The sequence below is a fragment of the Exiguobacterium sp. s123 genome, assembly GCF_018617075.1.
GTDB classification, from domain to species: domain Bacteria; phylum Bacillota; class Bacilli; order Exiguobacteriales; family Exiguobacteriaceae; genus Exiguobacterium; species Exiguobacterium profundum.
Genome location: NZ_JACSJL010000001.1, coordinates 353,497 through 379,875, shown reverse-complemented (window position 1 = coordinate 379,875; position 26,379 = coordinate 353,497). Strand labels below are relative to the sequence as shown.

Here is a 26,379-nt window from a genome sequence, read left to right as displayed (position 1 = left end):
CCGCTATTGGATGCTTGGGCATATGAAGATATGAACATTGAAGAAAAAGGAGATATGATTCATGAACACACAAAAACTGTTCCGTGAAATCACAGAAGAACAATTCAAATCGGACGTACCTGCTTTCCGTCCTGGTGACACAGTACGTGTCCACGTTAAAGTTGTAGAGGGAACGCGTGAGCGTATCCAGATCTTCGAAGGTGTTGTAATCAAGCGTAAAGGTGGCGGCATCAGCGAAACATTCACAGTCCGTAAGATTTCTTACGGCGTAGGTGTTGAGCGTGCATTCCCGCTTCACTCACCACGCGTTGCACAAATCGAAGTCGTACGCTACGGTAAAGTTCGCCGTGCGAAACTTTACTACCTCCGTAACCTTCGCGGTAAAGCAGCACGTATTAAAGAAATCCGTCGTTAAGATGGGAATTAAGCTTGTCGCTTGCGACAAGCTTCTTTTTTTCTAGTACAATAAGTTCAAATGGATAGAGGAGTGAGTGAAGTTGAAAGAAGTGTTTAGTTGGCTAAAAGCCATCGTGGTCGCTCTTGTCATCGCGTTCGTCATCCGGACGTTCATCTTCGTTCCTGTCATCGTTGAAGGAGAGTCGATGATGCCGACACTCCACAATGCGGATCGAATGATCGTCAGTAAAATTTCGAACTATGTTGGGGAGCTAGACCGAGGTGATATCGTCGTATTCCATGCGACTGAATCAAAAGACTATATTAAACGTGTCATCGCCATCCCAGGCGACACGCTCGAATATCGAGATGATGTACTTTATATTAACGGTGAAGCGGTCGAAGAGCCGTATTTAGACGAGTTTCGTGCCCAGATGAACGGGTTCCCGTTGACGGAGAACTTTACACTCGAACAAGTGACGGGTGAGTCGGTCGTTCCAGAGGAATCATACTTCGTCATGGGAGACAATCGTCAAAACTCGAAAGACAGCCGTGAGATCGGATTTGTGTCGAAAGAGGAGATTGTCGGCAAGACGAACTTCATCTTCTGGCCACTCGATGATGTTGGCACGGTAGAAGATTAAGGTGGTGCTTTTTTGGCAATTCAATGGTTTCCTGGCCACATGGCCAAAGCAAGAAGACAAGTAACTGAAAAATTAAAACTAATCGATGTAGTCATCGAACTCGTGGATGCACGCGTGCCTCAGTCGAGTCGCAACCCGATGGTCGATGAGATTACAGCGGGAAAACCCCGTCTCATCGTCTTGAACAAAGCAGACATGGCCGACCCCGTCGTGACGGAGGCGTGGTTACGTGCCTTGAAACGCGAAGAAGTCGAGGTTGTCGCTGTCGACGCGAAGCATAGCAAAGGCTTAAAGCAGCTCATCACGGGTGCTCAGAAGTTGATGAAAGAAAAGCATGACCGGATGCGTGAGAAGGGGCGTAACCCCGGACCGATCCGTGCGCTCATCATCGGAATCCCGAACGTCGGGAAGTCGACGCTCATCAACCGTCTCGCTGGACGAAACATTGCTATCACGGGCGACCGTCCTGGTGTGACGAAGCGTCAACAGTGGATCAAGATGAAAGGCGGCGAGATGGAACTGTTGGACACGCCGGGGATTCTCTGGCCGAAGTTCGAGGATCAACTTGTCGGATATCGTCTAGCCGCGACCGGCGCCATCAAAGACGAGATTCTCAACTTGGATGATATCGCCTTGTATACGGTTCGCGAGTTGCATGCTCGTTATCCGGAACAATTAAAGGAACGATTCAAACTTGAAACGTTACCCGAGGACGGCGTGGAGCTCCTTGAGTTGATCGGGAAAAAGCGTGGTCTCATCAGTGGTGGTTACGTCGATTTCGAAAAGGCGAGCGAACTACTTTTAAATGAACTACGACATGAAAAAATCGGACGGATCTCCCTTGAGACACCGGCTGATCACGAAATGGCGTAAAGCCCTGTGCACACAGGGCTTTTTTGAATAGGAGGAAGACCGTGACGATTCAACAGATTAAACAACAACTAGAGGACATCCGATATGAAGAATGGGTATACATCTTCCCGACCTTGTCACGAGACCCTCGAGCGGGCGTGCAAACGTTGCTACGGCAAAAACAGCGCCAATTCGAGCGAGAACGGGCGTTACAGGACGATTTCGAACGTCGCATGACGTATGAACGTGAATGGAAGGCGGAAGGCTTCACTCGAATTGTCGGAGTCGATGAGGTCGGACGGGGGCCGCTTGCGGGACCGGTCGTGGCAGCGGCGGTCTTGTTGCCGGATGGGTTCTACCTCCCGGGATTGAATGATTCAAAAAAAATGACCAAAGCGGCGAGGGACGCGGCATACGCACACATCATCGAGGTCGCAGAGGTCGGTGTCGGGATCGTCGAGCCCGCGGTAATCGATGAGATTAACATCTATGAGGCGACGAAGCTTGCGATGACAGAGGCGATTCATCAAGTCGGAGAAGTAGACTCCCTATTGATTGACGCCATGAAACTCGAGCTCGACATCCCTCAACAGTCATTGGTTAAAGGGGACACGCTCAGTGTGTCGATAGCCGCGGCAAGTGTCGTCGCTAAGGTGGTAAGGGACCGGATGATGGAAGAATATGATTTGACGTATCCTGGATACGGATTTGCGAAAAACGCAGGATATGGAACAGAGACTCATTTAGAAGGGTTAAGACGCCTTGGGGTGACTCCGATTCATCGCCGTACGTTCGCCCCCATCAAGCATATGTGAAAGGAGTGGTCGCGTTGCGGATCGATCATCAAGGGGTGATGCCGTTCAAAGTGACGGAACAGACGTCACGCCCGCTATTACTAGGGAACACAGTCGTCGGAAAGGTGTTGCAGCTCTTACCTGGCAACGAGGCGGTCATGCAACTGCCCCAAGGGATTTTCCGGGTCGGCGTCAATGCGAACGTGAAAGAGAACGTCACGTATAAGCTGGTCGTCACGGACGTCGAACCGAAGCTCGTCTTGAAAGTCGTCACGCAAGCGACGGAATCGCTCATGGCGGCCAAGTCGCCGCTGCAAGCGTTAGGAGAACAGCTCGGACGCTTGATGCGGGAGCCGATGCTGACGCCAGAATCCGTGAAGGCGGCCGGGAAAAACGCGTTAGAAAGCGGCGCAGGTCAGGATGTAAAGGCGCTCGTCGGGGAACTGTTCAAAGCGAAAGGTGAGCCGAAGTTCGAGCAGTTCGTGCGTGCGCAGGAAGCGTTCAACGCGAGCCAAAGCCCGCCGTTCGTCGCCCAAGCATTTCACATACCGCAATTGGGTCCGTTTGAAAACGTTCAACTTCGTCTAGAGGCCCCGAAACGAGAGACGATGGACTCGGATCATGCGCGGATCGTCTTGTTTCTTGAAACGCCGCGATATGGTGAGACCGGGATTGATGTGTTGATTCAAAAGCGTTACGTGTCCGTACGTGTATTCAATGAACAACACGATTTGGCTCCATACGTCCGTACATACGAACCACTTTTGAAAGAAGGCCTAAAAAAGGTGTCGTTCGAACTGTCTTCATTTTCGTATGAAGCGAAGCGTGAACATGTTCCGGCTACGTTCGCGCCACTCGGAAAGGTGGACCTCCAAATATGAAAGACCAGAAGAAAGCGATTGCGCTCTCCTATGAGCAGTCGATGGATGCGCCGCACGTCGTAGCGAAGGGAACGGGAATCGTCGCCGAGCGGATGCTTGAGATTGCTTTAGCGAACGGAGTTCCTGTTCATGAAGACCCAGCGCTCCTCTCGTTACTGTCGGCGTTGAACATCGAAGAGCAAATCCCGGAGGACGTTTATCAGGTCATTGCCGAACTTTTTGTCTTTCTTTATCAGATGGAACAGAATAAAATTTGATTTGTCTAGGGATATATGTGAAAAAAAGATGAAAACTTAAAGCAAGAACGATAGACAGCGCTTTCAGTTTTTCGTTACAATAGACGTGCCGATATTAAAGGGGACTAAGGGGGAAAACATATGAATATCCATGAGTATCAGGCGAAAGAATTGTTAAGAGAGTTTGGGGTAGCCGTTCCGACGGGTTATCCGGCCTTTACTGTTGAAGAAGCTGTGGCAGCTGCTGCGAAGCTTGAAGGTGAAGTGAAGGTAGTAAAAGCTCAAATCCACGCAGGTGGCCGCGGTAAAGCGGGTGGCGTTAAACTTGCGAAGACAGATGAAGAAGTGAAGCAATATGCTTCAGAGATTCTCGGGAAAACGCTCGTGACACACCAAACAGGTCCGGAAGGAAAAGTTGTCCAGCGTCTCTATATCGAAGAAGGTTCCGCGATTGACCAAGAATTTTACTTAGGACTCGTGCTTGACCGTTCGATCGGCCGAATTGTCATCATGGGTTCATCTGAAGGTGGAATGGACATCGAAGAAGTCGCTGAACATACGCCAGAGAAGATTCATAAAGAGATCGTCGACCCGGTCGTGGGCTTACGTCCATTCCAGGCGCGTCGTCTCGCATTCAAAATGGAAGTCCCGACGAAACTCGTCAACAAGTTCAGTGACATGGTCATGAAGTTGTACAAAGTGTACGTCGAGACAGATTGCACAATCGCGGAAATCAACCCGCTCGTCACGACGAAAGACGGTAACGTCATCGCGCTCGATGCGAAGTTGAATTTCGATAGCAACGCGCTCTATCGTCACTCGGACATCCTTGCGCTTCGTGATACGACGGAAGAAGACCCACGTGAAGTGGAAGCGTCGAAACACGACCTCAGCTACATCGCACTCGACGGAAACATCGGTTGTCTCGTCAACGGTGCCGGTCTTGCGATGGCTACGATGGATATCATCAAGCATTACGGCGCTGAACCCGCTAACTTCCTCGACGTAGGTGGCGGTGCGACGAAAGAAAAAGTAACAGAAGCATTCAAGTTGATCTTGTCTGATGACCAGGTCAAAGGGATCTTCGTTAACATTTTCGGTGGAATCATGAAGTGTGACATCATCGCAGAGGGGATTGTCGCTGCGACGAAAGAAATCGGACTCGACTTACCACTCGTCGTTCGCTTAGAAGGAACGAACGTTGATGCCGGGAAGCGCATTCTCGATGAATCTGGACTTGCGATCACGACGGCCAACTCGATGGCTGACGGTGCAGAAAAAATCGCAGCACTTGTTCGATAAGGGGGAAACGACATGAGTATTTGGGCGGATAAAGATACGAAAGTAATCATTCAAGGGATTACAGGGAAGCAAGGTCTGTTCCACGGTGAACAGATGCTCGCATATAACACGAAATTAGTCGGTGGTGTCACACCTGGTAAAGGTGGCACGACGGTCCTCGACAACGTTCCAGTCTTCAACACCGTGTCTGAAGCGGTCGAAGCGACTGGTGCCAATGCATCGATCATCTATGTTCCACCTGCTTTCGCAGCAGATTCGATCATGGAAGCGGCTGATAGCGGCATCGAGCTCATCATCTGTATCACAGAAGGAATCCCAGTTGTGGACATGATTCAAGTGAAACGCTATCTCGAGGACAAACCGGCTCGTTTAATCGGACCGAACTGTCCTGGTATCATCACACCTGGAGAAGCGAAACTTGGCATCATGCCTGGCTACATTCATACGAAAGGGCACGTCGGAATCGTATCACGTTCTGGGACGCTCACGTATGAGGCGGTTCATCAGTTGACGACAGCAGGTATCGGACAATCGACAGCTGTTGGAATCGGGGGAGACCCGGTCAACGGAACGAACTTCATCGATACGCTTAAAGCGTTCAACGAAGATGAGGACACGAAAGCGGTCATCATGATCGGGGAAATCGGTGGAACGGCTGAAGAAGAGGCAGCTGAATGGGTAAAAGCCAACATGACGAAACCAGTCATCGGTTTCATCGGCGGCCAGACGGCTCCTGAAGGCAAGCGCATGGGACATGCGGGCGCAATCATCTCAGGTGGTAAAGGGACGGCTGCTGAGAAGATCAAGACATTGAACGCGAATGGAATCGAAGTCGCTGAAACACCGGCGGTCATCGGTGAAACATTGATTCGTGTCTTGAAACAGCAAGGATTATACGAAGCGTGTGTCACGGGTCAACCGACGACATAAGAATCTTGAGGGATGCTTGCATCCCTCATTTTTTTAAAGGAGAGTTTGTGATGAATCAAACAATAGCTCGGTTTGCTGCAGCGCGAATGCCAGTTGAGTTTGTGCATCATTATTTGAACGGAACACTCGGGGCACATCGCACACAATTTTCTGAACATGTCTGGAGACGGGCCGAACGAGCCTTCCAAGCACCGGAATCGTATAAACATTTCGTCACATGGGAAGATGACTTGTTCCCGAAACGGTTACTCGACATCCCTAACCCACCATATTGCTTGTTTTATCATGGAGATTTAGAGGTACTACAAGAAAGAACGACTGCGATGGTCGGAAGTCGTGAGTTGAATCGTATCAGTCAATCGCTCGTGAATCACTATCACTCTTTAATAGAAGAAACTGTATCTGTTTCAGGTGGCGCCCTCGGAATCGATGGGCTCGTCCACGCCCATGCCCTCCGCACGCATCGCCCGACCGTGGCGGTACTCGGAGCTGGACTGGACCGGCTCTATCCGGCGGCGAACCGAGACATGCTTTTACAGATTCCGCAAGAGGGAGTCTTGCTAAGTGAATATGTACCAAACACGCCGATTCAAAAATTTCAATTTTTGGAAAGAAATCGTTTGGTCAGTGGTCTTGGTGATGCGTTGGTCGTTATACAGGCGAGACGAAAGAGCGGGACGATGAATACGGTCGGACATGCCCTAGAGCAAGGAAAAACGGTATTTGCGGTACCTGGTTCACCCCTTGATCCACTCGCAGAAGGTCCGAACCGATTGATTGAAGAAGGTGCGATTCCATTGACGAATTCCGATCAAATTATTCGAGATCTCAAGATTGTACGTTGACAAACCGGTGAGAACATGAATATTATGGTAGGGATTTAAATGACCTCTAAAAGGGGAGCAGATGTATGGCAAAATATCTGGTGATCGTCGAATCACCTGCGAAAGCAAAAACAATTAAACGTTATTTAGGTCCGAATTATATGGTCAAAGCTTCGATGGGGCACGTGATTGACTTGCCTAAAAGTCAACTCGGTGTGGACGTCGAACACGACTTTGAACCGAAGTATATTACCATCCGTGGTAAAGGACCGGTATTGAAAGAATTGAAGACAGCAGCGAAAAAAGCGACAAAAATCTTTCTCGCGGCCGACCCCGATAGAGAAGGGGAAGCGATTGCTTGGCATTTAGCACGCGCACTCGGTGTCGATGAAACGACAGAATGTCGTGTCGTCTTTAACGAAATCACGAAAGATGCGATTAAAGAATCTTTTAAACATCCACGTAAGATCAATCACGATCTCGTCGATGCACAACAAGCCCGACGCATTTTAGATCGTCTTGTCGGATACGGGATGAGTCCATTATTATGGAAGAAAGTCAAAAAAGGATTGTCTGCAGGGCGAGTTCAATCGGTAGCCGTGAAGATGATTATCGACCGTGAGCGCGAAATTAACGCGTTCGACCCGGAAGAGTATTGGACGATTAAACTTGATTTAAATCATGATGGGGAAACGTTCGAGACTTCATTTTACGGAAAAGATGGGAAGAAGATGGAATTGAAGTCTGAAGAAGATGCGCAATCTGTCCTCGATACCATCGATGATACGTTTAAAGTCATTGATGTAACGAAGAAAGAACGGAAGCGGAACGCTTCGCTACCGTTCACGACCAGTTCATTGCAGCAGGATGCTGCCCGTAAATTGAATTTCCGTGCGAAGAAGACCATGATGCTCGCGCAGCAATTATATGAAGGAATCGATCTCGGCAAAAAAGAAGGTACAGTCGGTCTGATTACGTATATGCGTACCGACTCGACACGTATCTCTGATTTGGCGAAGACGGAGGCGAAGGAATATATCGAATCGACATTCGGTGAAGAGTATGTCGCCTTACAGAAACAAAAAGAAAAGAAATCAGCGAATACCCAAGACGCGCACGAAGCGATTCGTCCGACTTCGGCACTCCGCGACCCAGCTTCCTTGAAGCCTTATCTGTCACGTGACCAGTTGCGACTGTATAAATTGATTTGGGAACGATTGATTGCGAGCCAAATGGCACCAGCCGTTCTCGATACGGTCAAAATCGACGTCGAGTCGAACGGGATGATTTTCCGTGCGAACGGGTCGACAGTCAAATTCCCTGGTTTCATGAAAGTGTATATCGAGTCGAAAGACGATGACATTGAGGACACGAACCAAGAGAAGGAAGGATTATTGCCACCTCTCGAAGTGGATGATACCGTGACGTTTGAAACGATTGAGCCGAAACAACACTTCACACAACCGCCACCTCGTTATACAGAGGCGCGACTCGTTCGAGCGATGGAAGAACTCGGGATTGGTCGTCCGTCGACGTACGCGCCGACACTTGACACGATCCAACGACGCGGTTATGTCGTTCTCGAGGAGAAAAAGTTTTTACCGACTGAACTTGGAGAACTCGTCATCGAGATGATTGATGAGTATTTCAACGACTTCATCACGGTCCAGTTCACGGCCGACATGGAGACCCTTCTTGATTCGATCGAGCATAAGGAAGTCGAGTGGACGGAAGTCGTCGCTCCGATTTATCGTTCTTTCGAGAAACGATTGAAGCGTGCTGAAGAAGAAATCGAGAAAATCGAAGTGAAAGATGAACCTGCCGGAATTGATTGTGAAGTCTGTGGGTCACCAATGGTCATCAAGATGGGACGCTACGGCAAGTTCATGGCGTGCTCGAACTTCCCGAACTGTACGAACACGAAACCGGTACAAGTCGAAATCGGTGTCCCGTGTCCGAACTGTAAGGATGGACAAATCGTGGAACGTCGCAGTAAAAAAGGTCGTCTCTTCTATGGTTGCTCGAACTATCCGGAATGTGAATTCGTCTCATGGGATAAACCGGTTGCGAAACCGTGTCCTGTATGCGACAGTTTGATGGTCGAGAAGAAAATTAAAGACGGCGTGAAATATCAATGTACGAACTGTACCCACACCGAGGTACATCAGCAAGAGGAGGATTAATGTTGCAACAACGTGTAACTGTAATCGGAGCTGGATTGGCCGGCTCCGAAGCGGCTTGGCAACTCGCTAAGCGCGGTATTCAAGTAGATTTGTATGAAATGAGACCGGTTCGTCAAACACCGGCGCACCACACGGATCAATTTGCGGAGCTCGTCTGTTCGAACTCGCTACGTGCGAACGGTCTTCAAAATGCCGTAGGTGTCTTGAAAGAAGAAATGCGTACGCTTGACTCGCTCATCTTAAAGGCGGCGGACACGGCAAGTGTACCTGCTGGGGGTGCCCTTGCCGTCGATCGTCATGAGTTTGCCGGATTCATCACCGAGAAGCTAAAGAACCACGAGAATGTCACAGTGCACAACGAAGAGCTCAAAGAGATTCCTGAAGGGATCGTCATCGTGGCGACTGGCCCGTTGACCTCCCCTGACCTCTCTGCATCACTCAAGGCGTTCACAGGAGAAGATTATCTCTACTTCTATGACGCGGCAGCACCAATTCTAGATGGTGATACGATTGATCGGGATAAAGTCTATTTGAAGTCGCGTTACGACAAAGGTGAAGCCGCTTACTTGAACTGTCCGATGACAGAAGAAGAGTTTGACGTGTTTTACGAAGAGTTGATCAAGGCAGAAGTCGTTCCGCTAAAAGAGTTTGAAAAAGAGATTTACTTTGAAGGATGCATGCCGTTTGAAGTCATGGCCGAGCGTGGGAAGAAGACGCTTCTTTTCGGACCGATGAAGCCGGTCGGATTAGAAGACCCGAAGACAGGAAAACGTCCATATGCCGTCGTTCAGCTTCGTCAAGACAACTCGGCGGGCACACTGTATAACTTGGTAGGCTTCCAAACACATTTGAAGTGGGGCGAACAGAAGCGCATCATCCGTCTCATCCCGGGACTCGAGAATGCGGACATCGTCCGATACGGTGTCATGCACCGTAACACGTTCATCAACTCACCGAGCTTACTCAAGCCGACGTATCAGGCGCGTACACGTGACACGCTCTTCTTCGCCGGTCAGATGACAGGGGTAGAAGGATATGTGGAGTCGGCAGCGTCCGGGCTTCTAGCTGGGATCAATGCGGCGAAGATGATCGCAGGTGAAGAACTCGTCGTTCTCCCGCGTGAGACGATGCTTGGTTCGATGGCGCATTATATCACGACAGCCGACGGGAAGCACTTCCAACCGATGAATGCAAACTTCGGATTGGTGCCATCACTAGAAGACGCTCCGAAAAAGATGAAGAAACAAGAACGGTACGAGCGTTACGCGAACCGTGCGTTAGAAACGATCCAACAGTATAAAGATCTTTGAACAGGAGAGCCATTTTTTGGCTCTTTTGTTTTGAAGTAAAATTTCAATTGTGTATTTTGTTTCATACTTTGAAAATTTTCAGATTATTGAACGGCTATCTATTGTCACCTTACATTCTGTATGCTATGCTAATTTCGATTTGACGAGAACATGCGTTTTTACGAGTCATCGAGGAGGCGATAAAATGGCATTTTTAGAGGATCGACAATCCTTTTTGCGCTACTGCCAAATTGAACGTCGACTGTCTCCTCATACGAAACGCTCCTACGAGCAAACGCTCGACCAGTACGCCGCATATTGCCAATCGACGCATCAAGATCCCTACGATGCTCAGACGGCGCGGCGTTATTTATATGTCCTTTATGAGAAACAATTGGCCGCGTCCACGGTGTCCCAAAAAGTATCTTGTTTCAAGCAATTCGGGAAGTTTATGGCAAGAGAACAAGGTGGAGATCCGTTGTTCCACGACCTGACCTCACCGAAAAAGAGACAGTCCTTGCCGACCTTTGCCGTCCCGACGGAAGTCGAGCAACTGTTGGAGGCTGCCTCGAGGCAGGAAGATCCTTTTTTACAGGCGAGGGACGTCGCCATCGTAGAAGTGCTCTATGGGACGGGAATCCGCGTCGCTGAACTGTGTGGGATGAACCTTTCCTCGTTCGATGAGGTTTTATCCTTTGTCCATGTGATGGGAAAAGGGAAGAAAGAACGATATGTCCCGATCGGGCAATATGCCATACATGCTTTGCAGCGTTATATCGAATTACGCAAAGGTGTCGGGCTCCCGACAGAAACCGCATTATTTTTGAGTCAAAAAGGGAATCGGATGACAACAGACCAAATCCGCTATGTCATGAAACGTTTGAGAAAAGACAGTGGGGTACATAAACCACTTACCCCGCACTCGTTGCGACACAGCTTTGCGACGGATTTGTTAGAACGGGGAGCGGACTTGCGTGCCGTCCAAGAGTTGCTTGGGCATGAGTCCTTGTCGACGACCGGGCGGTATACCCATGTATCGACCGAACGACTTCGGTCGATTTATCAAGCGACACATCCAAGAAAGTAGGAGGTTACGATATGTTTCATGCAACAACGATTTTTGCAGTTCGACACAATGGCCAATGTGCGATGAGTGGAGATGGCCAAGTCACATTCGGGAATGCCGTCATCATGAAAAACAAGGCGAAGAAAGTCAGACGCCTTTATGGCGGGAAAGTCGTTGCCGGTTTTGCAGGTAGCGTAGCCGATGCTTTCACATTGTTTGAAAAGTTTGAATCGAAACTTGAAATGTATAACGGTAACTTGCCGCGAGCAGCGGTAGAACTTGCGAAAGAATGGCGTGGGGATAAGATGTTGCGTCAACTCGAGGCACTATTGATTGTGATGGATGCCGATCATCTTTTGCTCGTCTCTGGGAATGGAGAAGTGATTGAGCCGGACGATGGAATTCTTGCAATCGGATCCGGTGGGAACTATGCCTTAGCGGCAGGTCGCGCACTCGTACGCCATTCTGCTGAAAAGTCTGCTGAAGAAATCGCGCGTGCCGCTCTTGAAATCGCTGGTGAGCTTTGCGTGTATACAAATGATCAAGTCATTGTAGAAACGATTGGAGGCGCTGCTGAATGAACCGAGAGTTGACACCTAGACAAATCGTAACGGAGTTAGACCGTTTTGTAATCGGACAAAAGGATGCCAAGCGAGCAGTTTCGATTGCTCTACGAAATCGCTATCGACGTCAAAAGTTAAGTGCAGACCTTCGCGATGAGGTTACACCAAAAAATATTTTGATGATCGGACCGACCGGGGTCGGAAAGACCGAAATTGCTCGACGGTTAGCTAAGCTTGTCGGTGCACCGTTTGTGAAGGTAGAAGCAACGAAATTTACGGAAGTTGGTTACGTCGGTCGTGACGTTGAATCGATGGTACGTGATCTCGTTGAGGCATCGGTTCGTCTTGTCAAAGAAGAGAAAAAAGAAGATGTGAAGGAGCCGGCGGAACGTGCGGCGACGGAACGCCTTTTAGATGCACTACAAGGAAAAGCAAAAGCGACACCTACTGCATCGAATCCGTTCGAAGCGTTGTTCGGCGGACAGACACAACAGCCAGAAACCACGTCGGACACATCCAATAATGACCGTTCGCAACTTCGACGCTTGCTCGAACTCGGTGAACTCGAAGAACGCGTGATTGAAGTGGAATTAGAAGAAAAGCAGACGATGGATTTGTTTCAAGGTCAAGGGATGGAAGGTTTGTCGAATCTTCAGGATATGCTCGGTCAAATCGTTCCAAAGAAACGGAAACAACGTAAGCTGACGGTTCGTGAAGCAAGACCGCTTCTCATTGCTGAAGAAGCAGAGAACTTGCTGGACTTGAACGAAGTCCACGATGAAGCCGTGCGGCGCAGTGAACAGATGGGTATCATCTTCGTGGATGAAATCGATAAGATCGCCACAAAATCACAAGATCACGCCGGAGTATCCCGTGAAGGGGTGCAGCGTGACATTCTTCCGATTGTAGAAGGATCTACGGTCGTCACGAAGTATGGACCGGTTAAAACGGATCATGTTCTTTTCATCGCGGCCGGTGCATTCCATATGGCTAAGCCGTCTGACCTGATTCCAGAGCTACAAGGACGCTTCCCAATTCGTGTTGAATTGAGCAGCTTGACGGAAGAAGACTTCGTCAAGATTTTGACGGAACCGTCACAGGCACTCATTAAACAATATACGGCCTTGTTAGAATCTGAAGAAATCACGGTCCGTTTCACGCATGAGGCCATTGAAGAAATTGCGAAAATTGCGACACATGTCAATCGGGAGACCGATGACATCGGTGCACGTCGCCTCTATACTATAATGGAGCGCGTTTTAGAAGATTTATCATTTGAAGCGGCAGATATGCCACAAACAACCGTAGAAATCACACCAGCTTACGTACAAGCAAAAGTCGGTTCCATCGCCGACGATCGTGATTTGAGCCAATATATATTATAAGATTCTGTATGCACATACAGGGAGGAAATAGAGAATATGAACTTACTAGAAAAAACACGCCAATTAAACACAATGCTTCAACAAGAGGCAAGTGCGCACGTTGACTTTAAAGAAATGGCGGACAAAATGCGTGAAGTCCTTGAGTCCAACACGTTTATCGTGAGTCGTCGGGGACGACTTCTCGGTTTTGCAATCAAACAACAGATTGAGAATGACCGGATGAAAGCATTCTTAGTCGATCGACAGTTCCCGGAGCCATATGCTTCGAACTTGTTCAATGTGAAAGAAACGACAGCGAACATCGATATCGATAGTGAATATACAGCATTCCCAGTCGAGAACCACGATCTATTCCTCAACTCCATGACGACGATTGTTCCAATCATCGGTGGAGGAGAACGTTTAGGTACGCTCGTACTCGGTCGATTGGCGAATGAATTCACAGAAGATGACCTCGTTCTCGCGGAGTACTCTGCAACTGTAGTTGGAATGGAGATCCTTCGTGAGAAGGCTGCGGAAGCAGAAACGTCGGCACGTAAGAAAGCAGTCGTCCAGATGGCGATTAACTCGTTATCGTATTCAGAGCTTGAGGCAATCGAACATATCTTCGAAGAGCTTGGTGGAAACGAAGGATTGCTAGTTGCTTCCAAAATTGCCGACAGAGTGGGAATCACGCGTTCGGTCATCGTCAACGCACTTCGGAAATTAGAAAGTGCAGGGGTCATTGAATCACGTTCTTTAGGAATGAAAGGAACGTATATCAAGATATTAAATGACAACTTCTTGTTTGAATTGCAAAAACTGAAATCAAACTGAAATACAACTTTCGATGTGTAATTTCCATTGAAAACACTTTTAAAAGGGACTTTATTCCTAAAAAACCGCTTTCCTTGATAAGGAGGCGGTTTTTTTTAGTACAAAAGTAATTATTTTCACCTTTTGACGTGATTTCGACAAAAAGATATTAAGCCATTTACCTATGTTTTAAAAAATATCTTTCAGAACCGTTACAGATTTGTTTCAATGAAATAGTAGATTTTCCAAATGAGGTATATTTAGTAGTCATTATATGAAAGTGAGTGAACGCCGTGAATTGGATTGGTAGTGACTATCAATTACTAAAGCAAGCCATCAACCATTCAGTCCTTAACCAAAAGGTCATCAGTCATAACCTTTCAAACATTGATACGCCGAATTTCAAAGCCAAACAGGCTGTGTTTGAGCAGACGCTTCAGAGTGAGATGCGACTCAAGCTGCAAGGTGGTCGTCCGAGTGACTCGACCCAGTCGAAAGTCATCGATCGAGCTGGTGGCGCCATGAGGAGTGATGGCAACAACGTCGACTTGGATTATGAAATGAGTGAGCTGGCACGAAACCAACTCCAGTATGAGGCGATGATGGAGCAATTGAATCGTAGGCTCGGGGGATTAAAATCTGTTATTCGGGGAGGTCGTTAATCAATGGGAATGTTTGATAGTTTTCATATTTCAGCTTCAGCGTTGACGTCACAACGGCTACGAATGGATACCGTGTCGGCGAACATCGCCAACGCTCAGACGACTCGCGGGAGACTCGTGGACGGAGAGTGGCAACCATACACACGAAAGATGACCGTGTTGCAAGAAGCGCCATTCCGGAAGCAAATGGATGCCGTTAATGGAGGGGTGCAGGTATCTCAAATCATCGAAGACGATGCACCGTATAAATTGGCTTATAACCCGAATCATCCCGATGCGGATGAGCGAGGGTACGTACAAATGCCGAACGTCGATCTCTTGAAAGAAATGGTCGATTTGATGGGTGCGACTCGTTCGTACGAAGCAAACATTGCAGCGATGAACGCCTCGAAGGCGATGCTCGTAAAAGCGATGGAGATTGGTAAAGGATAAGGAGTGTTAACGGATGCAAATTAATCCAATTCAATTGATGAGCCCAGAACTCACGCCATCACTGAATAAAACGAACCCATCTCAATTTGGGTCATACTTGAATGAAGCGATGAACGCATTGAATGAGACACAACAAGCGACTAGTCAAGCCCGTAAAGATTTGGCGGTCGGGAAAGCTGACCTTCATCAGGTGATGATTCAAAGTGAAGAGTCGTCGATTGCGATGCAACTTGCCATCGAGGTGAGGAACAAGGCTGTTGAGGCCTATCAAGAAATGATGCGAATGCAAGTTTAATTGTAGAGGATGACAAGTTGCGATGAATGAACAATTAAAAGAACGATTCAAATCCATGACCGGTGCATTAAAGGCGATGCCAGCGAAACGTAAACTCGTATGGGGCATCTCGATCGCGGTCATACTAATCGCGGCCCTCGTACTCACATTCTTCCTTTCAAGGCCAAACATGGCACCTCTCTATACAAACTTGTCTGCTCAAGAAGCGGGCGAAGTGACAGAGAAGTTGACAGCAGACGGGGTACAGTCGGAAATCAAGGCGACTTCGAACGGTGTGAGCGTGTATGTGCCGACTGAAATGGTCGATCAGTTGAAAGTGAGTTTGGCTGCTGCCGGGATTCCAAAGTCCGGCTCGATTGATTATAGTTTCTTCAGCGAAAACGCAGGGTTCGGAACGACAGACCGTGAGATGGCTGTCATCGAACGTAGTGCGATGCAGACGGAGCTAGAGCGACTCATCACACAGATTGAAGGAATCAATCAAGCGAAAGTCATCATCTCACTTCCTGAGAAGTCTGTCTTCTTGGCAGAAGATCAAGGTGAGCCTACCGCGTCCATCGTCTTGAACATCGGAGCGGGGACGAATTTAGAACCAAACACAGTAAAAGGTCTCTATCATTTGATTAGTAAGAGTGTCCCGAACTTGAAACCCGAAAACATTTCAATTATGGACCAATACTTCACGTATTATGATCTCGACCAGACTGTTGTTGCTGGAGGTTCCTCGTCAGATCCATTGGCGTTGAAGCGACAAGTCGAAAAAGACGTACGTCAACAAATCCAACAGATGCTCTCGGTTCTACTCGGCGAACGGAGCGTACTCGTTTCCGTCACAGCAGACATCGACACGACACAAACGGCTGAAGAACAGAATCTTGTCACACCGGTCGATGAAGAAAACATGGAAGGCATCGTCACGTCTGCCGAGCGGATTGCTGAAGCATACACTGGCGGAACAGGTACGGCGACAGAAGCGACGGGAACTGGTGAGAACGACACAATCAACTTCCCGGCAGCGACTGGCGATGGCACAGAAGAAAGTGAAAAGAATCATGAAATCATCAATTACGAGGTCAACCGCATCACGAAGCAGATTCAAAACGCACCATATACGATTCGTGACCTCGGAGTCCAACTCATCGTTGAACCACCAGATGGCGCAACAAGTATCGATCCGCAGTTAGAAGGCGACCTCGAGACGATGATGTATTCCATTATTCGGACGTCGTTAGCGAAGACGGATGAAGCCATCACGGATGCTGAACTCGAACAGAAAGTTGTCGTCGTGTCGAGACCGTTCGCTGAAGTGGAAGAGGTTGCAGCAACAGAGCAACCGACACCTTGGTGGATGTATGCGGCAGCGGCGGGTGCAGTCGTAATTCTTGCCTTGATCTTCTTCGCGATGCGTAGACGGAAGCAAGAGGTTGTGGAAGAGACGAACGAATGGGAAGTTCCATATGAAGATGAAGTACCTGACCTAGACCTCGAAGAGCGAGGCGAAGGTGCAGTGAAGAAGAAACAGTTAGAAAAATTAGCTGAAAGTAATCCAGAAGAGTTTGCTAAACTGCTTCGTACTTGGATGTCTGAGGAGTGAGTAACGTGAACTATGCAAAACAATCGAATCGCGAAAAAGCAGCGATGCTCATGATTTCCCTGGGACCTGAAGTGGCAGCGAACGTCTACAAACATCTTTCAGAAGAAGAGATGGAACAACTGACGCTTCAAATTTCAGCGTTAAAAAAAGTGTCCCCGGAAGAAAAGGATAGTATTCTCGGTGAGTTCCATGAACTCGCCATGGCACAAAGTTATATCACTCAGGGTGGAATCGGGTTTGCGAAAACTGTCCTTGAAAAAGCAGTTGGTGAAGACAAGGCGATGGCATTGATTCATCGTCTGACTTCCACCTTACAGGTCAGACCGTTCGAGTTTGCACGAAAAGCAGACCCGAAACAGTTATTGAACTTTATTCAAAACGAGCATCCTCAGACGATTGCGTTAATCTTAGCGCATTTAGAACCGGTCAAGTCAGGGCAGATCCTGTCGGAACTTCCACCTGAGATTCAATCGGAAGTCGCGAAACGGATTGCGACGATGGATCGACTCAATCCAGACGTCATCCATGAGGTGGAGCAGATTCTAGAAAAGAACTTGTCACAGACAGATATGCAAGATTATGCCCAGTCGGGTGGAATCGAGGCGGTCGTCGAAGTCTTGAACGGTGTCGACCGGACGACGGAACGCACCATCCTCGATGCGCTCGAAATCGAAGATCCAGAACTCGCAGAAGAAATCAAGAAGCGAATGTTCGTCTTCGAAGATATCGTCACGCTCGACTCTCGTGCGATTCAACGAATCATTCGCGAAGTGGCGAACGACGACTTGTTGCTTGCACTCAAGGTCTCTTCAGAAGAAGTCAAACAAATCATCTTCAAGAACATGTCTCAACGTATGGTCGAAACGTTCAAAGAAGATATGGAATTCATGGGGCCGGTGCGGTTGCGTGACGTCGAAGAGGCACAGAGTCGAATCGTCGGAATCATTCGTCGTCTAGAGGACGTCGGTGAGATTGTAATCAGTCGAGGTGGAGGAGATGACATCGTTGTCTAATGTAATTAAACGCCAACGTGCAACATCGAATACCCCGCAACGAATTGAATCGAAGCGATTAGAGACACCCGTTATAGAACCGAATGACGGAATCGATCATGGGGATGTCATCCAATCACGCTATGAGAAGTTGAAGCAGGACGAAGAAGCGTTCCAACAGTTTCAGCAGACGGAAGTCGAACAGTTGGAGCGGTTGAAGCAACAAGTGTTTGAAGAAGCGCGTTCAGAAGGATACCAAGAAGGTCTCCTTCAAGGTAGGCAGGATGGATTGGCTGAATTTGAAGAGATCACGACGCGTTTGAATTCCATTTCGACCGAACTCGAACTCTTATTTGAAGAAAAGTGGAGGCGAGCGGAAGAACAACTCATTGAATTGGCCGTTACAGTCAGTGCACACGTGACGACAGACCTTGTCCGAAAAGATGAAGAACTGTTTGCGACGATGATTCGTGATCAGATGTCACACATGATCGATGCCGAAGCACTTACAATCTTTGTTCATCCGACACGTCTTGCCTCGATTCAGCGATTCGAAGCGATGTGGCGGACAGTAGAGACACCTCCTCTGAAATATCGAGGGGACGGATCATTGGATGAGACAGCAGTTCGAATCGAGTCGCCACATCGTGGCAATGAAGTCGATTTGACATATAGTTTCGAACGGATCCAAGCCAAAATCGAGGAGGTTCTAGCGGATGGCGCTTATTGAGCAGGTTCTCGGCTCGATTAAACAGTCTACAGACGGCGAGTTCACACGAAAAATCGGTCGAGTTTGTCGAGTCATCGGCTTGATGATTGAGTCGAACGGACCGAGTGCGTTTGTCGGAGAGCGCTGTTTGATTGTCCTTCCTTCGAATGAAACAGTCGAAGCTGAGGTCGTCGGATTCAATGAAGAGCGCGTCCTTCTCATGCCATACGGTGAAACCACACAAATCGCGCCTGGCTGTCTAGTCAAAGGAACGGGGAAAATGCTTCAAGTTCCTGTAGGGGAAGAGTTGATTGGTCAAGTGCTCGATGGTTTAGGGCGTCCCCTGTCAGGTGAACGACTTGTGACCGGTAAGCGTTATGATGTTCAACGCAAACCCCCTAACCCGTTGAATCGACCGAGGATTTTGGATGCACTGTCGACCGGTGTCCGGATGATCGATGGGCTGTTGACTGTAGGTAAAGGGCAACGGGTCGGTTTGTTCGCCGGCTCCGGTGTCGGGAAGTCGACCTTGCTCGGAATGATTGCCAAACGTTCTTCAGCCGACATTAACGTCATCGCCTTGATTGGAGAACGGGGCCGGGAAGTAAAAGAGTTCATCGAAAAGGAGCTCGGACCAGAAGGCATGGCTCGTTCCGTCGTGATTGTAGCGACAAGCGACCAACCCCCGCTTGTTCGGTTGAAGGGAGCTTACACGGCGACCGCGATTGCCGAGTACTTCCGGGACCAAGGGAAAGAAGTGGTCTTGATGATGGACTCGGTGACACGATTTGCGATGGCGCAGCGTGAAATTGGTCTCGCGACGGGCGAACCTCCGACATCGAAAGGGTACACCCCGTCCGTATTCGCCATGTTGCCTCAACTACTAGAGCGAAGCGGGACAGCGGCATCAGGGTCGATCACTGCGTTCTATACGGTCCTCGTCGACGGAGATGATATGAATGAACCGATTGCCGATGCGGTGCGTGGGATTTTAGACGGACACTTTGTCATGGACCGGGCGCTCGCAAACCGTGGGCAATTCCCGGCAATCCATGTACTGAAATCAATCAGCCGGGTCATGAACCAAATCGCTTCTCCGGCACATAAGGAGGCGGCCCAAACGTTCCGCAGCTGGCTTGCGACCTATATCGATGCGGAAGATTTAATCAATATCGGAGCGTATAAAAAAGGCACCAATCCTGCGATTGATACTGCCGTGGATAAATATCCATACTTGTTGACGTTTTTAAAACAATCGATTGAAGAAGATGCTGCTTTCGAACAGACGATGACCCACTTGTCACATATCGCACGAGGTGAATCATGAACAGACTCATATTAGAACGAATCATGCCGATTGCGGAACATGAAAAAGAAGATGCCGCCATAGAAGTCAGAGGATTTAAGGCAAGACTTGAGACAGAGATGGAGAAGCTATATGACCTTCTTCTCATGTATGAGTCGCTCATCAAACACCAAGACGAACAATCTGGAAACATCGACCTTCTCATGTCGCAGTATCGAGAAAAGACGCGAGAGCAAGTGAAACGTCAAATCGAAACGCAACAGCTCGTCGTACAACAGGCTCGCAATCGCTATCATGCGTCGCAAGAACGATTGCTCGGTAAAGTGGTGGAAGAAAAGAAATACGTGACGCTACATGAAAAGGTCAGCATGCAAGAGATGACGGTAGCTAAACTTACAGAGCAACAAATGATGGATGAACTTGCTGTGATTCATCATGGGAAAGGGAAGTAGCATGGCAAAAGAGAACAATAAACGAGGCAAGCAAATGATCGTGGCGTTAGTCCTCATTCCAGCAATCTTCATCCTAGTCGGTGGGATCGTCGTCATGAACTATGCGATGGACCGTCCGCTCTTATCCGTTCCCTTATTAGAAGTGAACGAGAACGAGAAAACGGAAGAATCAAAAAAAACGGAGACGCAGGTGAATGTGACGGGAATCGATTCGGACGCAGCGAACCGATTAAAAGCGGCGAACAGTGAGATTGAAAAACTTCGCAACGAAAATGTGGAATTGACGAACGAAGTAAAGGCTAGACAAGAAGAAATCACCGATTTGATTCGTGAACGAGATCGACTCGTCTCGGAACTAGAGGCAGCGTCAAAAGAAGAGGAATCATCATCTGACGTCGCTAGCGTCTATGAAGAAATGTCAGCCAAACAGGCGGCAGCCATTATGGGTGAACTCGAAAGCCCTCAAGTTGCTGAACTGTTGAAGGAACTATCACCTAAGCAACAGGCAGACATCTTAGGACGAATGAATGCACAACAGGCTGCGGTTGTGACGCAGCTTCTCCAATGAACACAAGAAGGGAGGGCCAACATTGAATATCGCTTTATTGACGCAAGCCATTCAAGGATCGATGGCTCGTACTGGAACAGTGGAGGGAGAATCACAGGGAGCAGGTGGATTTTTAAGCCTCCTTTCTGCGATGCTTGCCCCAATGCAAGGCTCAGGGGAGCAGGCAGAACTTCCTCAACTTGAAGAAGGTGTGCTTCCTGAAGGATCAGTCGATTTGGAAAAAGTGGCACAGGAACTCGAAACATGGTTTCAAAAGCCTGATACATTGAAGTGGCTAAAATCACTGCCACAAGATGCGTATCGGACGTTTATGGATGCATATGTAAGTTTACTCGGTCAATTGTCTAATCCTTCGCCTGAGACTGAAATCCCGTCTTCGGTTTTACCGGCGATTGTACAGACGACGACTACGCCGAAAGTCCATACTACGAAGCAAACAGAGGGAAATACTCAGACGACCAACATTGCACTGACTCAACAAGTTCCAAACCAAGAACTTGCCAAACAGGTTCAAACGATGCAACGGATCATCACACAGTATAAAGGACCAATCGAAGGTACATTGAAAGAAGTTCCCGTCTTGCCAAATGTTGAAACCTTAAAAATCGCAAAACCTGCGCTACAGCCAAATAACGTAGACTGGATGCCGAAAGGGATGAACTGGTCAAGACCACAGATTGACGTGGACACGGTCATGTATGCCTCAAAAGGATCCCTTCCTGAAAATTTACAAGCTCGGATTGAAGCGGCTCTTCAAAAGGCACCGTTCAAAAGTGGGGCGGACGGTTCAAAAGTATTCACCGTACGATTATATCCGGAGCAGTTAGGGGAACTCGTCGTTAAGCTAGAGCGGAAGAATGGAGAACTTGTCGTCAAGATGTTTGCCAGCAATCAAGAGGCGAAACAACTGATTCAATCGCAAGTTCAACAGTTGCAACAAACGTTGACACCCCATTCGCAAAACGTTCGGGTCGAGGTCAACTTGACACAACAGGCACTCGATTCTAAAGCAGCCTTGTCAGACGGTTCCGAGCAATCGGAACAAGAACAACCACAAGAACAGCCTAAAGGAGGGTCTGAAGATGACGAGCATTCAACCGAAGACGAATGATTATACATTGCCAGATCAGTCGCTCCCAAAAGCGACAAATCAATACGATAAAGACATGTTTATGAAGTTGCTTCTCGCTCAAATCGCGAACCAGGATCCGATGTCACCTATGGAAGATAAAGAATTCATCGCACAGATGGCACAGTTCTCATCGCTCGAACAAATGCAAGCCATCTCAAAACAACTTGACTCAGTTCTCGTCGACCGTCACATGTCGTCGATTTCTGAATACAGTAGCATGATTGGGAAAACGATCGACTTCACATCGGAAACGAGTGAAGAGACGACGAAAGGGTCGGGTCGGGTCGTTTCCATTTCTCGTAACGACTTAACCGGATATATGGCTGATCTTGAAGACGGCACATCTGTCAGCGTGTACGATATCACATCCATCAAATAAGCATAGGAGGAATACATTATGTTAAGAGCAATGTACTCAGGAATCAGTGGATTGAAGAACTTCCAATCAAAGCTAGACGTCGTCGGGAACAACATCGCCAACGTCAACACGTTCGGTTATAAAAAAGGTCGCGTCACGTTCAAAGACCTCGTCAGTCAACAAGTCGGGAGTGCGTCCGCTGGGAATGCGACAACGGGTGGTATTAACCCGAAGGAAGTCGGTCTCGGGGGTACGATGGCGACGGTCGATAACGTCTATAACCAGGGTGCCATGCAAAACACAGGACGCGCCCTCGATGTTGGGATTTCAGGGGAAGGTTTTTATGCGACGATGGTCAATGGTCAACTCCAATACACGCGCGCTGGGAACTTTTATACGGACAACCAAGGTAACTTGGTGACGGGCGACGGGACGTATCTTGTTGGGTCACTCACTAGTACGTTGCCAGTTGCTGCAGGAGTAACAGCGACCCCAGCTGAAACAGATTTCACAGGTCCAACAGCAAATTTAGATCATTATGCGGCAACTGATACGTCAGCGAAAACAAATCGTTACGGACGAATTAAAATCCCAACAGATGCAAAATCGCTCTCAATTAGTAAAGACGGGCAAGTCAGTTTTGTATCATCTGACGGTGAGCTTCGCATCGCTGGTTACATCGTCACGTCGAATTTCTCGAACAACGCCGGGTTATCAAAAGTCGGAGCCAACAACTTCGTACAATCCCAAAACTCCGGTGTTCCACAGTTTGGCGTACCTGGTGCGGGCGGTCGCGGTGAACTTGTCTCAGGTGCACTTGAAATGTCAAACGTTGACCTATCAGAAGAGTTCACTGAAATGATCGTGGCACAGCGTGGATTCCAGGCGAACACACGAATTATCACAACATCGGACGAGATCCTTCAAGAACTCGTTAACCTGAAACGCTGATGATTCGCGTCACGGCATTTCGCGGTGAGGAGTTCGTGCTGAACGCTTTGCTCATCGAAACGGTGAAGGCAGAGCCCGACACGATCATCCAATTGTTTAATGGCAAAACGTATCTCGTAAAAGAAACGAAAGATCAAATCATTGAACGAACTGAAGCCTTTTACCGCTCAATCGGTTTAGTCGGAACGATGTTCACAAGAGGTGAAGAAGATGAGTGAAGAAGAAAATAAAAAAGGTGGCGGCCTAAAGGTCGTAATCATCCTGCTTGTCGTCCTGCTCGTCATGGGCGGTGCCGGATTCATGACGTACAAATATGTCTTCGGTGATAACGTCACTGCTAAAACGAAACCGGTCACAGCTGAAGAGTTGGCAGAACGGAGTTTCATGACCGATGATATGACGACGAACATTCAAGACGAGCGTTTCATCAACGTTCAATTTACGATCGTCACAGATTCGGCTGAAACGAAAGAGAATTTAGAACTACGTAAATTCCAAGTGCACAATGTCATTTTAGGTGACTTATCCGGGATGACGAAAGCCCAATTGGCAACAAAAGAGGATATGCAAAAGTTCGAACAAACATTACGAGAACAACTTAACGGACTGCTTGAAGAAGGTGAAGTCCAACGCGTCTATATGACGAAGAAAATTATTCAGTGAGGTGGCATCATGGGAGAAGTACTGTCTCAACAAGAAATTGATGCCTTACTATCTGCATTAAGCAGTGGGGATGTCGAAGCAGACTCCTTTCTCGCGCAAGAGGAAGAGAAGAAAGTTCGACAATACGACTTCAAGCGAGCCGTTCGATTTTCTAAAGACCAAATTCGTAGCTTAACTCGGATTCACGAGCATTTCACACGGATGCTCACGACATTTTTCTCGGCCCAACTTCGCACGTACGTTCAGTTTTCGGTCAACTCGGTCGAACAATTACCGTACGATGAATTCATTCATTCCATTCCGAGCATGACGATGATCAACTTGATTGAGGCGCCACCGTTAAACGGGCGATTCATCATCGAGGTCAATCCGAACATCTCGTACGCGATGTTAGACCGATTACTCGGTGGTCCCGGTGTCGAGATGGATAAAATCGAATCGTTCACCGAAATCGAGATGCGGATCTTGACGCAATTGTACAAACGGGCGTTTTCGACATATGGGGATGCTTGGGAATCGATTGCTGAGATTAAAGCAGAAATGTCAGCCGTGGAAGTGAATCCGCAGTTCCTGCAACTCGTCTCACCAAACGAAACGGTCGTCTTGATTTCAATCGGTGTGACAATCGGTGAAGTGAGCGGAACGATTAACGTCTGTCTGCCATTCGTCACAATCGAACCGGTATTGTCCAAGCTATCGAGTCATTACTGGATGCAGGAAGCGAATCGACGCAATGCGAGTCAATCGAGTAAGGAACCGCTTAAAGCCCAATTGATGAACTCGACGGTCGAGGTCGTATCCTTACTCGGTGAGACGACGATCACATTTGGAGATTTGTTGCATCTAGAAGTCGGAGATTGTTTGGCACTCGATCAATTAGCAAAAGAACCCCTGTCCGTCATGGTGGGGGAAAATAAAGTATTTAAAGGGCAAGTCGGTGTGAGCGGGAAGCGAATGGCGGTTCAAGTGCTTCACCGTGTGAAGGAGGAAGAGCAATGAGTGAGATGCTGTCACAAGATGAAATTGATGCGTTATTACGCGGGACAAGCGACAATACGCCGACGCCAGAAGTCGATGCGAAAGAAGAACATTTAGATTCGATGGAGAGCGATGCACTCGGAGAAATTGGGAATATTTCATTCGGGAACTCGGCAACGGCCTTGTCAACATTACTACAACAAAAAGTTGAAATCACTACACCGGTTGTCAGTGAAGTGAGAATTGAAGCGTTACGCGAACGCTATCCCACTCCTCATGTGGCGCTTCGAGTAGGTTACACAGAAGGAATCCAAGGGGAGAACGTCCTCGTCTTGACTCGCGAAGATGCGGCCATCATCTCTGACCTCATGTTAGGCGGGACCGGAGAGAATGTTGATCCGGAGAGCCTTGATGAGATTCGGTTGTCGGCAGTTCAAGAAGCAATGAACCAAATGATGGGGGCGGCCGCAACGTCTTTATCGACGGTATTTTCGAAGAAGATTGACATCTCGCCACCGCTTGTCGAAGTGTTCGATGCGACGAAGAACCAAACCATCATCGATCGCCTTGAACTTTGGGAGACGATGGTACTCATCGAGTTCAATCTCAAAGTAGGTACGTTGATTGATTCAACAATCGTTCAGATCGCACCGATTCAATTTGGAAAGCAATTGGTCGATGAGTTGATGAAAGCTACAGGGGAAGCCCAGGCAGCACCGGAACCGGTGAAAGCGCAAGCGGAAGCGCCAAAACCACAACCGCAAGCCCAACAACAAGCGCAACCAGTCACCCCGCAACCAAGTAAACAAAAATCGATGCCGGAAGTGGCAGTTAGCCAAGCGGAATTCATGCCGCTCCAATCACCGGCATCGCAAGAAGCGGCCCCGGCGAATCTTGGGTTGTTATACGATGTCCCGTTAAACGTGACAGTAGAGTTAGGAAGAACGAAAAAATCCGTTCGGGAAGTACTTGAGTTATCACAGGGCTCCATCATCGAACTCGACAAACTAGCGGGTGAGCCGGTAGACATTTATGTCAACCAACAGCGAATCGCTAGAGGAGAAGTCGTTGTCATTGAAGAAAACTTTGGGGTACGTGTAACAGAAATTATTCAACCGCATGAGCGGATCGGAATCGTTTAAGGAGG

31 protein-coding genes are annotated in these 26,379 nt (G+C 48.3%); all 31 read left to right on the top strand.

The annotated features are described in order from the left end of the window. Window positions 1-61: 61 nt before the first annotated feature. The 31 genes from rplS to fliY all read left to right on the top strand — a co-directional run bounded on the left by rplS (window position 62) and on the right by fliY (window position 26,374). On the top strand, window positions 62-415 hold the full coding sequence (gene rplS, locus KNO72_RS01990; protein ID WP_015881369.1) for a 50S ribosomal protein L19: 354 nt from the start codon (window positions 62-64) through the stop codon (window positions 413-415). Between the two features lie 82 nt (window positions 416-497). Further along, complete coding sequence (lepB, locus tag KNO72_RS01985; RefSeq protein ID WP_015881370.1) at window positions 498-1,040, top strand: signal peptidase I; 543 nt, start codon at window positions 498-500, stop codon at window positions 1,038-1,040. Window positions 1,041-1,052: 12 nt separating this feature from the next. Continuing rightward, window positions 1,053-1,913 carry a ribosome biogenesis GTPase YlqF gene (gene ylqF, locus KNO72_RS01980; RefSeq protein ID WP_078146688.1) on the top strand — a complete coding sequence of 287 codons (861 nt, stop codon included), beginning with the start codon at window positions 1,053-1,055 and terminating at the stop codon, window positions 1,911-1,913. Between the two features lie 41 nt (window positions 1,914-1,954). Beyond that, the gene (locus KNO72_RS01975) at window positions 1,955-2,707 is read left to right on the top strand and encodes a ribonuclease HII (RefSeq protein WP_270812771.1); all 753 of its coding nucleotides are present in this window, start codon (window positions 1,955-1,957) and stop codon (window positions 2,705-2,707) included. Window positions 2,708-2,721: 14 nt separating this feature from the next. Then, a complete protein-coding gene (locus KNO72_RS01970; protein ID WP_078146690.1) occupies window positions 2,722-3,567 on the top strand; it encodes a hypothetical protein in 846 nt (281 codons plus the stop codon). Continuing rightward, the gene (locus KNO72_RS01965) at window positions 3,564-3,824 is read left to right on the top strand and encodes an EscU/YscU/HrcU family type III secretion system export apparatus switch protein (RefSeq protein WP_214757115.1); all 261 of its coding nucleotides are present in this window, start codon (window positions 3,564-3,566) and stop codon (window positions 3,822-3,824) included. The genes KNO72_RS01970 and KNO72_RS01965 overlap by 4 nt, the downstream gene beginning before the upstream one ends. A 120-nt stretch (window positions 3,825-3,944) precedes the next feature. Then, the gene (gene sucC, locus KNO72_RS01960) at window positions 3,945-5,105 is read left to right on the top strand and encodes an ADP-forming succinate--CoA ligase subunit beta (RefSeq protein WP_078146691.1); all 1,161 of its coding nucleotides are present in this window, start codon (window positions 3,945-3,947) and stop codon (window positions 5,103-5,105) included. A gap of 12 nt (window positions 5,106-5,117) precedes the next feature. Then, the gene (gene sucD, locus KNO72_RS01955; RefSeq protein WP_015881376.1) at window positions 5,118-6,035 is read left to right on the top strand and encodes a succinate--CoA ligase subunit alpha; all 918 of its coding nucleotides are present in this window, start codon (window positions 5,118-5,120) and stop codon (window positions 6,033-6,035) included. A 50-nt stretch (window positions 6,036-6,085) separates the two neighbouring features. Next, complete coding sequence (gene dprA, locus KNO72_RS01950) at window positions 6,086-6,880, top strand: DNA-processing protein DprA (RefSeq protein ID WP_214757114.1); 795 nt, start codon at window positions 6,086-6,088, stop codon at window positions 6,878-6,880. 65 nt (window positions 6,881-6,945) lie between these two features. Next, complete coding sequence (topA, locus tag KNO72_RS01945; RefSeq protein WP_047795418.1) at window positions 6,946-9,042, top strand: type I DNA topoisomerase; 2,097 nt, start codon at window positions 6,946-6,948, stop codon at window positions 9,040-9,042. Beyond that, window positions 9,042-10,352, top strand: coding sequence for an FADH(2)-oxidizing methylenetetrahydrofolate--tRNA-(uracil(54)-C(5))-methyltransferase TrmFO (gene trmFO / locus KNO72_RS01940; RefSeq protein ID WP_015881379.1), 1,311 nt, complete (start codon window positions 9,042-9,044; stop codon window positions 10,350-10,352). The genes topA and trmFO overlap by 1 nt, the downstream gene beginning before the upstream one ends. 184 nt (window positions 10,353-10,536) lie before the next feature. Continuing rightward, entirely contained in the window at window positions 10,537-11,418 is an 882-nt protein-coding gene (locus KNO72_RS01935) for a tyrosine-type recombinase/integrase (protein ID WP_214757113.1), read from the top strand. Window positions 11,419-11,429: 11 nt separating this feature from the next. Continuing rightward, window positions 11,430-11,978 carry an ATP-dependent protease subunit HslV gene (gene hslV, locus KNO72_RS01930; RefSeq protein ID WP_078146697.1) on the top strand — a complete coding sequence of 183 codons (549 nt, stop codon included), beginning with the start codon at window positions 11,430-11,432 and terminating at the stop codon, window positions 11,976-11,978. Further along, window positions 11,975-13,345, top strand: a complete 1,371-nt coding sequence (gene hslU, locus KNO72_RS01925; protein WP_074037255.1) for an ATP-dependent protease ATPase subunit HslU — start codon at window positions 11,975-11,977, stop codon at window positions 13,343-13,345. The genes hslV and hslU overlap by 4 nt, the downstream gene beginning before the upstream one ends. A 36-nt stretch (window positions 13,346-13,381) precedes the next feature. Continuing rightward, window positions 13,382-14,161, top strand: a complete 780-nt coding sequence (gene codY / locus KNO72_RS01920) for a GTP-sensing pleiotropic transcriptional regulator CodY (RefSeq protein ID WP_074037253.1) — start codon at window positions 13,382-13,384, stop codon at window positions 14,159-14,161. 272 nt (window positions 14,162-14,433) lie between these two features. Beyond that, complete coding sequence (gene flgB / locus KNO72_RS01915) at window positions 14,434-14,802, top strand: flagellar basal body rod protein FlgB (RefSeq protein WP_074037939.1); 369 nt, start codon at window positions 14,434-14,436, stop codon at window positions 14,800-14,802. Between the two features lie 3 nt (window positions 14,803-14,805). Further along, window positions 14,806-15,234: a flagellar basal body rod protein FlgC gene (gene flgC, locus KNO72_RS01910; protein WP_074037252.1), complete on the top strand. Its 429-nt coding sequence runs from the start codon at window positions 14,806-14,808 to the stop codon at window positions 15,232-15,234. 13 nt (window positions 15,235-15,247) lie between these two features. Then, the gene (gene fliE / locus KNO72_RS01905; protein WP_074037250.1) at window positions 15,248-15,529 is read left to right on the top strand and encodes a flagellar hook-basal body complex protein FliE; all 282 of its coding nucleotides are present in this window, start codon (window positions 15,248-15,250) and stop codon (window positions 15,527-15,529) included. Between the two features lie 22 nt (window positions 15,530-15,551). Next, entirely contained in the window at window positions 15,552-17,123 is a 1,572-nt protein-coding gene (gene fliF / locus KNO72_RS01900; protein ID WP_078146698.1) for a flagellar basal-body MS-ring/collar protein FliF, read from the top strand. 5 nt (window positions 17,124-17,128) lie between these two features. Beyond that, the gene (gene fliG, locus KNO72_RS01895; RefSeq protein WP_026826250.1) at window positions 17,129-18,136 is read left to right on the top strand and encodes a flagellar motor switch protein FliG; all 1,008 of its coding nucleotides are present in this window, start codon (window positions 17,129-17,131) and stop codon (window positions 18,134-18,136) included. Beyond that, window positions 18,120-18,845, top strand: a complete 726-nt coding sequence (locus KNO72_RS01890; RefSeq protein WP_078146699.1) for a FliH/SctL family protein — start codon at window positions 18,120-18,122, stop codon at window positions 18,843-18,845. Before fliG ends, KNO72_RS01890 begins: the two co-directional genes overlap by 17 nt. Next, complete coding sequence (fliI, locus tag KNO72_RS01885) at window positions 18,832-20,151, top strand: flagellar protein export ATPase FliI (RefSeq protein ID WP_078146700.1); 1,320 nt, start codon at window positions 18,832-18,834, stop codon at window positions 20,149-20,151. Before KNO72_RS01890 ends, fliI begins: the two co-directional genes overlap by 14 nt. Next, the gene (locus tag KNO72_RS01880; protein ID WP_159562090.1) at window positions 20,148-20,582 is read left to right on the top strand and encodes a flagellar FliJ family protein; all 435 of its coding nucleotides are present in this window, start codon (window positions 20,148-20,150) and stop codon (window positions 20,580-20,582) included. Before fliI ends, KNO72_RS01880 begins: the two co-directional genes overlap by 4 nt. Window position 20,583: 1 nt before the next feature. Further along, entirely contained in the window at window positions 20,584-21,150 is a 567-nt protein-coding gene (locus tag KNO72_RS01875; RefSeq protein ID WP_078146702.1) for a MotE family protein, read from the top strand. A 22-nt stretch (window positions 21,151-21,172) separates the two neighbouring features. Beyond that, a complete protein-coding gene (locus KNO72_RS01870) occupies window positions 21,173-22,261 on the top strand; it encodes a flagellar hook-length control protein FliK (RefSeq protein ID WP_078146703.1) in 1,089 nt (362 codons plus the stop codon). Further along, the gene (locus tag KNO72_RS01865) at window positions 22,233-22,661 is read left to right on the top strand and encodes a flagellar hook capping FlgD N-terminal domain-containing protein (protein ID WP_078146704.1); all 429 of its coding nucleotides are present in this window, start codon (window positions 22,233-22,235) and stop codon (window positions 22,659-22,661) included. Before KNO72_RS01870 ends, KNO72_RS01865 begins: the two co-directional genes overlap by 29 nt. Before the next feature lie 18 nt (window positions 22,662-22,679). Next, complete coding sequence (gene flgG / locus KNO72_RS01860) at window positions 22,680-23,591, top strand: flagellar basal body rod protein FlgG (RefSeq protein WP_214757111.1); 912 nt, start codon at window positions 22,680-22,682, stop codon at window positions 23,589-23,591. Further along, window positions 23,591-23,809: a flagellar FlbD family protein gene (locus tag KNO72_RS01855; protein WP_031421671.1), complete on the top strand. Its 219-nt coding sequence runs from the start codon at window positions 23,591-23,593 to the stop codon at window positions 23,807-23,809. The genes flgG and KNO72_RS01855 overlap by 1 nt, the downstream gene beginning before the upstream one ends. After that, window positions 23,802-24,254: a flagellar basal body-associated FliL family protein gene (locus KNO72_RS01850; protein WP_078146706.1), complete on the top strand. Its 453-nt coding sequence runs from the start codon at window positions 23,802-23,804 to the stop codon at window positions 24,252-24,254. Before KNO72_RS01855 ends, KNO72_RS01850 begins: the two co-directional genes overlap by 8 nt. Before the next feature lie 9 nt (window positions 24,255-24,263). Then, entirely contained in the window at window positions 24,264-25,253 is a 990-nt protein-coding gene (fliM, locus tag KNO72_RS01845; protein ID WP_015881398.1) for a flagellar motor switch protein FliM, read from the top strand. Beyond that, window positions 25,250-26,374, top strand: coding sequence for a flagellar motor switch phosphatase FliY (gene fliY, locus KNO72_RS01840; RefSeq protein ID WP_214757110.1), 1,125 nt, complete (start codon window positions 25,250-25,252; stop codon window positions 26,372-26,374). Before fliM ends, fliY begins: the two co-directional genes overlap by 4 nt. Window positions 26,375-26,379 lie beyond the last annotated feature (5 nt).